This window comes from Ruegeria sp. ABV4_181 (assembly GCF_056158465.1).
This window is the reverse complement of sequence record NZ_JBSWTI010000006.1, coordinates 428,463-442,742: the sequence shown is the minus strand read 5'-3', so window position 1 is coordinate 442,742 and position 14,280 is coordinate 428,463. Positions and strand designations below refer to the sequence as shown.

At 60.1% G+C, this 14,280-nt stretch carries 7 protein-coding genes and 1 pseudogene; 7 read left to right on the top strand and 1 reads right to left on the bottom strand.

What is annotated here, in order from left to right; translation table 11 throughout:
* Positions 1–3 precede the first annotated feature (3 nt).
* The 5 genes and pseudogenes from ACXAC3_RS21485 (at position 4) to ACXAC3_RS21465 (ending at position 7,223) form a co-directional block, all read left to right on the top strand.
* Positions 4–2,019 (top strand): acetate--CoA ligase family protein, encoded by a 2,016-nt coding sequence (locus tag ACXAC3_RS21485; RefSeq protein ID WP_475164717.1) that lies wholly within the window; start codon positions 4–6, stop codon positions 2,017–2,019.
* A 3-nt stretch (positions 2,020–2,022) separates the two neighbouring features.
* Positions 2,023–2,802 (top strand): carnitinyl-CoA dehydratase, encoded by a 780-nt coding sequence (locus tag ACXAC3_RS21480; protein WP_475164716.1) that lies wholly within the window; start codon positions 2,023–2,025, stop codon positions 2,800–2,802.
* A 328-nt stretch (positions 2,803–3,130) separates the two neighbouring features.
* Positions 3,131–4,006 (top strand): LysR substrate-binding domain-containing protein, encoded by an 876-nt coding sequence (locus tag ACXAC3_RS21475; RefSeq protein ID WP_475164714.1) that lies wholly within the window; start codon positions 3,131–3,133, stop codon positions 4,004–4,006.
* A 178-nt stretch (positions 4,007–4,184) separates the two neighbouring features.
* Positions 4,185–5,906, top strand: coding sequence for a type I secretion system permease/ATPase (locus ACXAC3_RS21470; RefSeq protein WP_475164712.1), 1,722 nt, complete (start codon positions 4,185–4,187; stop codon positions 5,904–5,906).
* Positions 5,906–7,223: pseudogene (locus ACXAC3_RS21465) on the top strand (HlyD family type I secretion periplasmic adaptor subunit). The gene ACXAC3_RS21470 and the pseudogene ACXAC3_RS21465 overlap by 1 nt, the downstream one beginning before the upstream one ends.
* Positions 7,224–7,236: 13 nt before the next feature.
* Here ACXAC3_RS21465 and ACXAC3_RS21460 read toward each other — a convergent pair.
* A complete protein-coding gene (locus ACXAC3_RS21460) occupies positions 7,237–9,276 on the bottom strand; it encodes a M10 family metallopeptidase C-terminal domain-containing protein (RefSeq protein ID WP_475164711.1) in 2,040 nt (679 codons plus the stop codon).
* A gap of 210 nt (positions 9,277–9,486) precedes the next feature.
* Here ACXAC3_RS21460 and ACXAC3_RS21455 point away from each other — a divergent pair, with 210 nt between their 5' ends.
* On the top strand, positions 9,487–13,314 hold the full coding sequence (locus tag ACXAC3_RS21455; RefSeq protein WP_475164707.1) for an Ig-like domain-containing protein: 3,828 nt from the start codon (positions 9,487–9,489) through the stop codon (positions 13,312–13,314).
* A gap of 57 nt (positions 13,315–13,371) precedes the next feature.
* The gene (locus tag ACXAC3_RS21450; RefSeq protein WP_475164706.1) at positions 13,372–14,190 is read left to right on the top strand and encodes a SapC family protein; all 819 of its coding nucleotides are present in this window, start codon (positions 13,372–13,374) and stop codon (positions 14,188–14,190) included.
* Positions 14,191–14,280 lie beyond the last annotated feature (90 nt).

The following is a 14,280-nucleotide window of genomic DNA, read 5'->3' as shown; positions in this document are numbered from 1 at the left end:
GTCATGACCAAAGATTTGACCCGCCTGCTGCGCCCGAACTCCATCGCTGTCATTGGCGGCGGCGCCTGGTGCAAGCAGGTTATTCTGCAATCGGAACGCATGGGATACTCCAGTGAAATCTGGCCGGTGCATCCCAAATCTGATCAGGTTGCGGGGCACCGGGCCTACGCCCGGCTCGAAGACCTGCCCGCCGCGCCGGATGCCGTGTTTATCGGCATAAACCGGCACTCCACGATCGAGGCCGTAAGGGCCTTGTCCGACATGGGTGCCGGGGGTGCGGTCTGCTTCGCCTCGGGCTTTTCCGAAGCCTTAGCCGAGGATGACAGCGGCGAGGGCTTGCAGGAAAAACTGATTACTGCCGCCGGTCAGATGCCGATACTGGGCCCGAACTGCTATGGCTTTATCAATGCTCTGGACGGGGCCTTGTTGTGGCCGGATCAGCATGGGGCTGCTCCGGTTGACAAGGGGGTGGCGATCCTGACGCAAAGTTCGAACATCTCGATCAACCTGACCATGCAGAAACGCGGATTGCCGATTGCCTATATGGTGGCCTGCGGGAATATGGCGCAAACCAGTCAGGCGGAAATCGCCGCCTGCCTGATCGACGATCCGCGCGTGACGGCCGTGGGCCTGCATGTTGAAGGGTTCAAGGATATCCGCGAATGGGAGGCGCTGGCGGCGAAGGCGCATGACAAGGGCGTCCCGCTGATCGCGCTCAAGGTCGGGGCTTCGGAACAGGCGCAGGCCGCCACGGTTTCCCACACCGCGTCCCTGGCCGGCAGCGATGCCGGCGCGCAGGCCCTGCTGGAACGGCTGGGTATTCCACGCCTGACGGCTCTGCCCGATTTTCTTGAAACGCTGAAGTTGATTCATTGTTATGGCCCGCTGCCCGGCAGCAATATTGCCTCAATCAGCTGTTCGGGTGGCGAGGCAAGCCTGATCGCAGATATGGCTGTTGGAACCGGTCTGACTTTCCCTTGTCTTACAAAGGACAAGAAGACCCGATTGCGTGCAGCCCTCGGGACCATGGTCGCCCTGAACAACCCGCTGGACTACCACACCTATATATGGCGCGACGAGGCGGCGATGACACAGGTGTGGTCCGGCATGACCGGCGAGGATATCGACCTGACCCTCTCGATCGTGGACTACCCGACCACAGATCCGACGGACTGGGCCCATGCAACCCGCGCTGCGCTGAATGTGCGGGCCGAGACCGGCGCGCGTTTTGCCATTGCCGCGACATTGCCAGAACTTTTGCCGGAAGATATCGCACGAGAACTGGTCGCAGGCGGCGTGGTGCCGTTCATGGGGCTGCGCGAAGCGCTGTCCGCCATTCGCGCGGCCGGTCAGATCAAGGCCCCGGCTGCGGACCCGGTGTGCCTGCCGGGCTCGGCCGGGGCAATGCGTACCCTGTCCGAGGCTGACTCCAAGCAAGCACTGGCCGATTGCGGCATACAAGTTCCGCAGAACCGCACGGTGCGCAGCCCAACCCAGGCACACGCCGCGGCACAGGCTCTGAACGCCCCGTTTGCTGTGAAGGGCGTGGGTCTGGCGCATAAAACCGAACATGCAGCGGTGAGATTGGGTGTCGAGACCGCGGAGGTGGCAGATGTCGCGGCAGAGATTGGCACCCAGGACATTCTGATCGAAGAGATGATCACCGGCGCTGTGGCCGAAGTGTTGGTCGGAGTAGTTCGCGACCCGGCGCATGGTTTCGTTCTGACGCTGGGCGCGGGCGGGGTGCTGACCGAAGTGCTGCGAGATACCGTCTCTCTGCTTGTGCCCAGCACGTCCGAGGATATCCGTGCCGCGTCCCAGAAACTGAGTATCGCGCCGCTGTTGACAGGCTATCGTGGCCAGCCGGCGGCTGATATGGACGCGGTTATTGCCACGGTCGAGGCCGTTCAGGACTATGTCATTCGAAACGCCGACTCGCTTGGCGAGGTCGAAATCAACCCGCTCCTCTGCACGCCGGATAGGGCTGTCGCGGTGGACGCTCTTATCAGAAAGGCCTGAGCCATGGACCCGATCAGAACCCGACGCGACGGTGCAATCCTTGAGGTGACGCTGGACCGGCCCAAGGCCAATGCCATCGATCTGGCCACCAGCCGGATCATGGGCGACGTGTTTGCCGATTTCCGTGACGATCCGGATCTGCGCGTGGCCATCCTGACCGGCGCAGATGAGAAGTTCTTTTGCCCCGGCTGGGACCTGAAGGCCGCTGCTGACGGAGATGCCGTGGATGGCGATTACGGTGTGGGCGGTTTCGGCGGGTTGCAGGAACTGCGCGATCTGAACAAACCTGTGGTCGCCGCCGTCAACGGCATCGCCTGTGGCGGCGGGCTGGAGCTGGCGCTGTCCGCCGACATGATCCTTGCCGCTGACCACGCCACTTTCGCGTTGCCGGAAATCCGGTCCGGCACCGTGGCAGACGCCGCCAGCGTGAAGCTGCCGAAACGCATCCCCTATCACATCGCGATGGAACTGCTGCTGACGGGCCGCTGGTTCGATGCCGAAGAAGCCAACCGCTGGGGTCTGGTGAACGAAGTTGTTCCGGGAGATCAACTGATGAACCGCGCGCGGGAGCTTGCCCGCCTGCTGGCATCGGGTCCGCCGCTTGTTTACGCGGCAATCAAGGAAATCGTGCGCGAGGCCGAGGACAGCAACTTTCAGGACACAATGAACCGCATCACCAAACGCCAGCTGCGTTCAGTGGACGTTCTTTACGCCAGCGAGGATCAGTTGGAAGGCGCACGGGCATTTGCAGAGAAACGTGATCCGGTCTGGAAAGGGAAATAGCCGGGCGTTTCGGCGCTGGATTTCGCCGGACCCGTTTCTGAGGCTCTCTGCTTCTGTCACCGGGGCGCGGTATCCGTTCGCGAAGTGGCCGAAGATCGCCGGGTTCTTTTCAATCTTGCCTGTTCCGTCCCGGAAGGGACGGTTCGCCATGCGGCCAACACCCAAGGTTTGCCCGGGTTTCTACGCGAAGTTCGCGTAGTAGCTCAAGCAGGAAAACAGTGAGACCCGAGCGCATTCGTGGCACACTGTGCAAGCAAATCCGCTCTGATACCGATGGCAAATCCATCGATCCAATTGATTTCATCCGCCCGTTCCATATTCTGAGCCTATGTTAAAATCCGAGCTCAGATCCTTTCACGCCGTGGCTACGTTTCGCGGGTTTTCCGCCGCCGCCAATGAGCTGAATATCAGCCAGCCTACTCTATCGACTCAGGTGCGCGACCTGGAGAGGCGCTATGACGTTCAGTTGTTCAACCGCGTCGGGCGCGACGTTCGCCTAACCCACGCGGGGCAGGAATTGCTGGCGATCACATCCCGGCTGCATCAGGCCGAGGTCGATGCCGAAACCTTGCTGGATTCATTTCGCGGGTTCCACGCCGGTCGTCTCAGCATTGCAGCCGTCGGACCCTTTCATGCGACCGACATGATTGTTGCCTTCAAGTCCAGATATCCGGCCATTGATCTTGAGGTCTGGTTCGGAAACTCGCAGCGATGCTTTGAGCGGGTTCTTTCCTACGAAGCCGACGTTGCGATTCTGGCCGAGGTGCAATCCGACCCGCGCGTCACGACTCGGCTCTACAGCACGCATGAGGTGGTCGCTTTTGTCAATTCGGACCACCCGTTCTTTCAAAAGGACGGTATCCTGATGTCCGACCTGCACCGGCAAAAGGTCGTCCGCCGCGAAGCCGGGTCAACAACCAGAGCAGCCATCGAGACCGAAACCGGAAAACGTGAAATCGAAATGGAACCGATACTGGAACTTGGCAGCCGCGAGGCGATCTGGAAAGCTGTCGAACAGGGGATCGGCATTGGATTTGTTGCAGATTTTGAATTTGTTCCCCACCCCAATCTGCGCGCGATCCCCATCAAGGATGCACGTGTGGAAACCAGATATTACCTTGCGCATCTCAACGACCGCGCCGAGTCTCGACTGGTGCGGTCGTTTTGCGAAACAGCGATGGAAACCAGCCTTGGCGGCATGTGATGTGGCGCAGGTCCGCCTGCGCCGGGGTCCCGTTGTTGACAGGCTGGGGCATTTCGCCGATACACCGACTTCTTCGTTTTCAGCCCTGCGACAATAAAATAAGGTGGCGCGCATCGCAGGCCTGCCTGTGCCACAATTACCTGCTGCAAAGGTCCGCTTCGTGAACATCGGAAGACACATGTCCGTACCGCCCCGCTATGAGCTGCGCAAAGTACGCAATCAGGGCGTTGTATTTCTGGCTCTGGCGTTTCTGTTCAGCGTTTTCGTCAACCTGCTGATGCTGACCGGACCATTGTTTATGCTTCAGGTCTATGACCGCGTTCTGGGATCGCGCGCCGTCGAAACCCTGACCGCGCTGTTTCTGCTGGTGGCGCTGCTTTACGGCCTGATGGCGATGCTGGATTACGCTCGCGGCAGGATCGTGGCGCGCTTCGGCGCACGGTTTCAATCGCAGCTGGACGAGCGGGTTTTTGATGCAACCTTGCGGCGGTCGCTGTTTCCCAAGGCGCGGTCGGCCCCGGCCACAGCCCTGCGGGATCTGGAAACCATTCAAAACCTCTGTTCTTCGCCGGTTCTGCTGGCGGTGATGGACATCCCTTGGACCCCTGTCTTTTTGGCGGCAATCTTCCTGTTCCATCCCCTTTTGGGCTGGCTGGCCGTGGCCGGCGGGACATTGCTGGTCGTCATTGCCCTGCTGAACCAGTTTCTGACCCAAAGCAAAGTTGCCGAGGCACAGCGCGCCTCGGCGCAGGCCAACGCCTTTTCCGAACATGCCAGACAGGCTGCCGAAGTGGTGCGGTCTCAGGGAATGCAGGAAGACATCACCATGCGGTGGCAAAAGCAGCGGACCAACGCCCTGCGCCAGACAATTGCGGCCAGCGACTGGACCGGCAGCTTTACGTCACTGACCAAATCGCTGCGACTGTTTCTGCAATCCGCCATGCTGGCGCTTGGCGCGTGGCTGGTTTTGCGCAACGAACTGACGCCCGGCGCAATGATCGCCGGTTCGATCCTGCTGGGACGGGCGCTGGCACCTGTCGAACAGGCCGTGGGTCAGTGGGGGCTGATCGAACGGGCGCGCACGGCGTGGACATCGCTGAACATGTATCTGGACGCGACCCCACCGGAACCCAAGCGCACCAAATTGCCGGTCCCCGAGGCGCGGCTGACCGCCAAGGGGCTGACTGTAATTCCGCCCGGCGCGGATACGCCTACGCTTCGCAATGTCAAACTGCGTCTGGAACCGGGTAAAGCCCTTGGGGTCATTGGCAAAAGCGGGTCGGGCAAGTCGACCCTGGCCAAAGCGTTGCTGGGATTGTGGCGGCCCGCCGCCGGTGAAATCCGCCTGGGTGGTGCCGCTCTGGATCAGTACGACCCGAATGACCTGGGTCAGCATATCGGCTACCTGCCGCAAGAGGTCACCTTGTTCAACGGTACCGTGGCCGAAAACATTGCCCGGATGTCCGAAGAACCGGACCCGCAGGCAATCGTCGCGGCCGCCAAGAAAGCCAAGGCGCACGAGCTGATCCTGTCCCTTGAAAAGGGTTATGACACATTCTTGGAAGGCAATGACAGTCAGTTGTCCGGCGGTCAGAAGCAGCGTATCGCCCTGGCCCGTGCGCTCTATGGCGACCCAGTCCTGCTGATCCTGGATGAGCCGAACTCGGCACTGGACGCCGATGGCACCGAGGCGCTGAATGCCGCTGTGAGAGAGCTCAAATCCGCGGGCAAATCAGCGATTATCATGACCCATCGCCCGCAGGCGATTTCGGAATGCGACGATCTGGCCGTTGTCGAACGCGGGCAGGTTGTGAAGTTTGGCAGCCGCGACGAAGTGCTGGGTGCCATGGTGCAAAACGCCGGCGCCATCAAACGCGGTCTCAGCCAGGTGGGCGAATGATGAAGAACAAGGCAGCAAATAAAAATCGCCCGGTCTGGCAAATTACGGTCCCCGCTTTTGTCGGCTTTCTGGCCCTGATCATTCTCGTCGGCGGTCTGGGCGTCTGGTCCGTCAAGACGCGCCTGGCCGGTGCCATCATCTCTCAGGGCGCCATTGAGGTTCAGAGCAACCGGCAGGTGGTCGAACACCCGGATGGTGGCGTCGTGGGCGAGATTTACGTGCGCGACGGTGACGCGGTTTCCGAAGGCGACCTGCTGGTGCGTCTGGACGATACCTTTCTGACGTCGGAAAAAACGATCGTCGAATCTGCAACTGTTCGAGTTGCTGGCTCGCAGAACCCGGCTGGAGGCGGAACGCGATGGGGTGGACGCCGAAACTCTGGCGGCGCAGATGCAGGCCATTCAGGAAAAGGAAGGCATCGATCCTGAACTGGTAGATGGCCAGAAAAGCCTGTTCGAGGCGCGCCTGGAGACGCTGACGCAGCAGACCGAACAACTGGGCAAGCAACTGGTTCAGATCGAAAGCGAGATCGAAGGCACCGATGCGCAGCTTGTGTCCCTGCGCCGTCAGGTGGAGCTGATTCAGGTGGAACTGAAGGACCAGCAAAACCTGCTTGTACGCGGTCTGACGCAGGCCAGCCGGGTATCGGCCCTGCAACGGGAAGAAGCCAGCCTGACCGGCGAAATTGGCCGGCTTGAATCCGCTGTTGCGCGTCTGAAAGGTCAGATCGCTGCGACAGAGATCGAAATCGTCGAACTGACCGCCACTCGGCGGGAAGAGGCGATCACCGAGCTGCGCGATGTTCAGACTCAGATTTCTGAACTGGCTGAACGCCGCCTCTCGCTGGATGTGCGGCTGTCCCGACTGGACATTCGCGCACCCGTCACCGGAACAGTTTACGGCAGCCAGGTCTTTGCACTGCAATCAGTGATCCAGCCGGCCGAGCCGATGATGTATGTCGTGCCGCAGGACACGCCCCTGCTGGTGGCTGCCCGCGTGGATGCGATCCATGTTGATCAGTTGCATATCGGGCAACCCGTGGCCCTGCGCTTTCCCGCGTTCAACCAGCGCGAGACGCCGGAGATTGACGGGCGCGTCATCACGGTGTCGGCTGATACGTTTACCGATGAAAACTCGGGCCAGACGTTCTATCGCGCCGAAGTTGTGCCCGAGGATGATCAGCTGGAACGCCTGAACGGGCAGGCGCTGTTGCCGGGGATGCCGGTTGAAACCATGATCAAGACCGACGAAAGAACGCCGCTGTCTTATCTGGTCAAGCCGATGGCCGACTATTTCAACCGGGCTTTCCGGGAGTAACTTAGCCTGCCGGTCAGAACGGTTCCAGATTGCCCAGCAGAATTGATGTCATGTCGGTGGATATCACATTGTCCACCGCAACCACATCGACGCCCGTCTGGTAGGTGACATTGGTCTTGGTGATTGCCGACAGGTCCGCCGCGCTGTCCAGAAACACCCATTCCGCGTCATGCGTGCCCGGTTGCCCAACGGCAACCTGCAAGATGGCCAGCGCATCAAGCGCGCTGACGTTTCCATCCTGGGTAATGTCAGCGGCGATCAGGATTTCGGGCGACGCCGGACCCCAGGTCGGGTCCAGCCCCACCGAGATGCGCAAAACCTGCAAGGCGTCCAGTGCGGTAATCTCTGTGCTGGCTGTCGAATAGGTCTTGATGATGTCAAGTTCGACCGCAAAGGTTCCCGCTGGCAAATCCAGATCAAACCGGCCTTCTGCATCCGCTCGGACACTGACGGTTCCGCCGCCATCGGGGGTGAACCGGATTTCTGCGTCCGACAGACCGGCGTTTGCCGTATCGGAGCGGATCGAAATATTCCCCTGCACCCCGCTTGAGCTGTCGGGGTCCAACCCTCCGAAATCTCCGAAATTAACGGGAATATGATCCGGACCCCCAAAGCCCGCACCGAAGACGTCGGCGCTGGTCAACGGCCCGCCCGAGGCCGAGATGATCTCGATCATTTCGTTGAGGTATTCGATCTGCGCCCCCTGCGCCGTGGACGTAAAGGTGAGTTGCCCGGGGCTTCGCAACATCGGATAGTCGAACAGGTCCAGCCGATCCGTGCCAGCCTGAAAGTCGTTGATGGTGGTGGGATCGCCGCCATATTGCATGACAAAGATATCGGCACCCGGCCCGCCATTCATCGTCGTGGCACCTGTACCTGCGATCAGAATGTCGTCGCCGGACCCGCCATATAGGGTCGACTCCAGAATGCTGCCGCTCAGCATGTCGTTCTGCGCAGTTCCGGCCACCGCGCCAAATCCGTCGCGCACAATGCCCAGATCGGCAATCGACACGCTCAGCTGCGTCAGCCCCGCCTCCTGCTGTGATCCGGCGATGATCTGCAACTCGTCCCCTACATGGGCAACGCTGAGCGTTTCCACATTCTGCAATCCGCTTTGAAGCGTGTCCGCAAAACTGTCCAGATGCACCAACTGACCATCGGGGGTGAGTGTGAACAGGCTGACCCCGTCGTCACCGCCACCGGCCACAACGAACACATGCCCGTCCGCTTCGATGACGGCCATGTCCTGAACCGACTCGAAACGCGTATCCAGCGTATCCAGTACGTGATCGGTGGGGATCAGGCGACCGTCACCCGCCAGTTCCATCACACTGAGAGAGTTGCTGTCCGCCCCCGCCACAATGACCCAGGTTTGCCCTTGCGCCTGCACGACCTCAACCGCCGTTGGCGTCGCAATGCCCAGTGTTGACAGCGCATCACTGTTGTCGATCATGCTCAGCGCGCCAGTGGCCCCTTCGATACTGAAGGTGCTGACTGTGCTTGTGGCCGCATCCGACGCGACCGCAAAAAAGTCACCGCCGGCTTGCACCACCTGCATCGAATCGGCCTCACCTGAAACAGATGCCGCAAGGCTCAGCGTCCCGTCACCGTTTACAATATAAGTCGCGATCTGACTGGTTGCGTCATGCGCGACAGTCAGGAGATTGCCGATCTGAACCAGCGCCGAGATGTCGCCGCCACCCACCAGAGTCCCGGTCTCCTGAAGGGTGCCCACCGTCCCATCGGGATTAAGTGCGTACCCGACCAGCCCCGTTGCTGAGTTCACGTCCAGCACCAACTGTTCTTCTCCGGCGAGGGAAATTGGTGAGCCGCTGCGACCAACCTGAAACGTGATTGTTCCGCTGAAATACTTGGTGTCCTGTAACTGCGGTACCGCGCCTTCGACCAGCTTCCAGACCGCAACGCCGCCGCCGGGACCCGTCACGCTGTACAGGTACGTTTCCCCGTTAAACGTTTTTAAAGCCGTATCGCCGATACCTGAATCGAGCGCTGCGCTTCCTGTTGCAACCACGCCTTCGAACTGAAGCATCATACCAAATCACCCCACGCCACACCTGGCACCAAATGCAGGATGATCCGATGCAAGGTCCGAAACCCGAGCGGGATTGTGGTGAAAACGAGGAGTTCGGCTTCAGTTTAACTCAATTTTTTCTGGTCCGGCCGCATGAGTCACCGATGGGGAAGACAGATGAACAAAACCTGGACCCGTCGGGCGGGCGCGGAAACCACATGTGAGGGCAAGATGACCAAAGAACCTGATCGCAAGTTCAATCCAGCCGATCTTCTGCCGGACGCAGAGCGTAAGCAGGGCATCCGCCGGTGGATCGACGGAAAAATGCGTCGCTGGGCCGGGCGTGGAATTGCCGGCGGGCTTGGATCCACGCTTTTGGCTTTGCCGGCACTGGCACAGGCGACCATCGAGGAACTGTATGCCTATCAGTTTGCGGAAACGATTCCCGGAGTGCGGTCGGTCAAGCTGCTCAAAAATGGCGATGCTCTGCTGAAACTTGCGGATGGGCGCACGATGATCGTCGCGGCCGAAAATGTTCAGGTGCTGGAAAGTGGCGCGATCATGATCGCCGAAGAGGCCGTGGCCGAAATCGCCCAGTTCAGCCTTGCCGCCGAAGCTGGTGGCGCCGCAGCGGCCGGCGGCATCAGCGGCACCGGCGCCGTATTGGGCGGCCTTGGCCTTGCCGGCGCGGCTGCTGCTGGCGGCGGCGGCGGTGGGGGTGGCGATGATGAAGAAACCGCCCCCACGCCCGAACCCCGCTATCCCAGCCTCAACCTTACCGGATCACAGGCAAACGCCCTGAGCAGTGCAAGCACAAAGATACTTGCCCCGGACGGAACGGAGACCGTGGAAATCTCGATCGGGTCTCTGACCAAAACCGTGACTCCGAAAGCGGACGGAACTTGGAGCGTTTCGCTGACGGCTGACGAGGCCGCCAACCTGCCGCAAGGGGTCAGGACGGTCACAATCCGCAACCTGGACAGCGACGGAGAGGAGCTTTCGGTCGAAACCGTCAGGTTCGATGTCGATACCGTTCCCCCCACCCTGTCGATATCGGGGTTTTCCGGCGGCGCGGTCTTGAACGCGTCGGAACAGGACAGCGATCTTAGGGTGACCGGAACGACGAATGCGGAAGACGGCCAGACGGTAACGGTCACGATCAACGGGCAGGATTATTCTGGCACCGTCTCCGACGGGAAGTGGAGCGTGAGTGTCCCCGCGACGGACCTAAATTCGCTGCCAGACGCCTCGACAATTGCCGTCACCGCAAATGTCAGTGACCAGGCAGGCAATTCGGCGGCTCAGGTCAGCGCCAGTTTTGATACGGATTTCACCGCTCCGACAATCTCGCTGAACCAGATTTCCGGGGGGGCCATCGGATTGGCCGATATTGGTGGTGATCTGGTTCTGACCGGGACAACCACCGCCGCTGACGGTCGTCCGGTTTCGGTGATGTTCGACGGGCAAACCTATTCCGGTACCGCCTCGGCAGGTGGTTGGAGCATCACCATTCCAAGCGCCGATCTGGGCGGGCTGTCCACTGGCGTTCCGGCCGAGTTCAGCGTCACGGTCCGCGACGCTGCCGGCAACACGTCGGTTCCCGCCTCCGCTTCGGTTCCGGTGGATTTGACAGGACCGTCGGTCAGCATCGCGCCGCTTTCTGTCGGCACAGTTCTTAATGCGGCCGAAATTGCCTCGGATCTGACGATTACGGGCATAACGGGAAATGTGCCGGATGGGCAGCAGGTTTCCGTTTCTCTGAACGGGCAGACCTACACCGGAACGGTCGCCGGCGGCAGTTGGAGTGTGACTGTCCCCGCCGTGGATCTGGCGGCATTGGCGGATGGTGGGACCTTTTCCGTCACAGCGGATGTGTCGGATTCCGACGCGATCCCGGCCCCGCAAGCCAGCGTTTCGCTGGCAAAGGATGTCACGGCACCTCTGCTGAGTATCGACACCTTCTCGGACGGCGCGGTCATGAACGCCGCCGAACAGGGCACGGATCTGATGATTTCCGGCACGACAACCGCAGAAGACGGGCAGAGCGTGTCCGTTTCAGTGAACGGTCAAGCCTATTCTGGCACCGCAGTCGGTGGCGCATGGTCCGTAACAGTGCCGGCGGTGGACCTTTCATCTTTGCCGGACGGTTCAACCGTGAATGTGACAGCAGATGTGACCGACGCCGCCGGAAACCCTGCGGTGCAGGCCAGCAACAGTTTTGATACGGATTTCACCGCCCCGGCTGTCGCGATCACCGGATTGTCCGATGGCGCGATCATGAATGCCGCCGAACAGGCCACGGACCTGACGGTCACAGGCACCTCGGACGCGGCGGACGGCACGCAGGTAACGGTTGAAATTGCCAGGCCAGACGGCACGGTCGATGTCAGCGGCACTGCGATTGTCACCGGTGGAAACTGGAGTTTTACGGCCCCGGCAGCAGATATGGGCGCATTGCAGGACAGTGTTTCATACGATGTCACCGCATCCATTTCGGATGCCGCGGGCAACGGTGCCAGCGCATCGGCCGGGTTCGGCACAGACTTCTCGGCACCATCTATTACGCTTGATCCACTACCGACCGGAGCGGAGCTGGACGTAATCGAACAGGGAAGCGACCTGACGATTTCCGGCACGACGAACGCCGAGGATGGTCAATCCGTTTCCGTCACCCTGAATGGTCAGACCTATACGGGCTCAGCATCCGGAGGGACATGGTCCGCCACCGTTCCCGCCAGCGACCTGGCAGCACTGTCGGACAGCACGGGCTATTCGGTAACAGCTGCAATTGCAGACGCGGCAGGCAACGCAGCGACGCCAGCGACAACTACGCTGACCACCGACCTTCGACCGGTTCTGACCCTAAACCCGGTGGGCACAAACAACGCCGTGTCGCTGTCGGATGCCCAGTCCTCGGGCGTGACGGTTTCAGGGACGTCAGTGGGTCTTGGCGCAGGGCAGGCCGTGGATGTAGCGTTGAACAGCGTTTCCATCGGCACGGCCACAGTGGGCGCTGATGGCAGTTGGTCGCTGAACCTTCCGGCATCGGATTTCACCGGGGTAACCGCAGGGGATGACTTGATCTTCTCGGCGCAGGCAACTGTCTCGGGCGGGCCGGATCCATTGCCGGCAACCAACCAAAACGCGGCGCATGTGCCCGCGGCTTACATCATCACCCAAGCGGGTATCAGCGGGTCGACCGTGACATTCGAGATCTACGCCGATGCGGATCGCGACATCTCAAGCGGCTTGGCCATGACCGCGGAACTTGGGTTCGATCCATCTGTTGTTACCTTCGATACCGGGTCCAGCATAGAAAACGGGGCTTTTGACCTGTTCCTGCCGAACCCGGTCGGGGGCTCGGCCATAAATTTCGGCGGTATTGCAACTACGTTTACTGACCTGTCGCAGCCCTTGGTAACCTTCACCATGACCGTTCAGGACCCGAGCCAACCTATCGAACTGACGATCACAACGCCTGATGGAGGTCCTTCTGTCCTGCAACTTGGCACCAGCGGCGACGACACTTTGATCGCAACCGACACCGACAATATCCTTCGCGGCCAGGAAGGAGACGACGCGATCGACGTCTCTGATGCCGGACGAGACGTGATTGTGTTCGAGGCGGATCCGACGGCGAACGGCGTGGATACCATCACCGGCTTCTTCGTTGGCCCGGCCGCCGAAGTGACCGATGCGCTGATGTTCAGCGGTCTGGAGTTCGGGACTCTGCGCGGTGATGGGCAGGACGTGGAAGCACTGGCTGTCGGGGATTCCATTGGGGCGGACACCGGCGTCGTGGGTCTGACAACGGTATTGGGCGACCTGTCCGCAGGAACGATCGAAGCCGCAGTCGAAAGCTTTGCCGGAGTTCAGGCCGGCGACGAAATCTATGTGATGGCAACGGACGGCTCAGACAGTGTTCTGGTCAAGGTCGACTATTCGGCTCCGAACTCGGCGGCTGTCGAAACGGTTGCGCAATTCACGGGTCTGGACGATCTGAGCACCCTGAGTGCGGACAACATCCTCCATACCGACCCAACAGGGGCAACCGCCTGATCCCACCAATGGCCGCTGGTTTCAATCGGCGGCCACGCCCTTTGCAAGAGGAAATAGATGGCACAGAATGGCCTGTATCCAGTGAGCTTTGCCCGTCACGGACAGCGGTTTTGGAGGCGCTTCACCTCCTACAAATTTGCTTCACACCGGACGGATTGTGCCATTGTTCTGCACGAGGTTTCGCAGATCGCTGCGGCCTTTCCAATAGTTTTCCGTGAAACCGAACGGGGCATGGAACCGCATGCCCTTTTGTCCCTGACGGAAGAAACAGACACGCCGTTTGTATCGCAGGATGGTCGATGGCTGGCCGTCTATGTGCCGTCCGCACTGCGATGCCACCCATTTCAGGCGAGTGCGACAGAAGGCCGAAATGCGCACGGATGTTCGAATTTTCAACTGCTTGTGGATGAATTGTCCGGGTTGGTGTCGACCAACCCTGATGATGTACCGTTTTTCGATAGCAAAAACGAACCGTCGGCTGAGTTGCTAAAAGTCGCGTCGTTTCTGCAGGCCCGTTTTAGGGCCAGGACTGCGACCCTCGAATTGTGCCAATTGATAGGTCAGATGGGCCTGTTCGAACCCCTGTCTTCGCACAAAAAAACCTTGCTTCCACCCGGCACTCTTGGTGTTGCGCCGTCGCGCCTGAATGACCTGTCGCGGGATCAGAAACTGCAATTGGCGGAATCGGACGCCCTTTGGCTGATACACGCCCACCAAATATCGCTGTCGCATATTGAATGGCTGAGTAAGATCCAAAACCAGTGGCGACAGCAAGTTAAACACCAAAAATATACTGAAAATTCAGACTTTTCCGATTTTCTTGATGCCATAGCCAATGCTCAGAATGGCGCCAATTTTGGAATCTGTGGGGTGTGAAACACCTATGCTCAATCGCAACCGCTCATTAAAGAGTTTCGCTTTCCTTCTTCTCGCCGCAGCCATTTCTGCCTGTGCCCCCGCACCTGA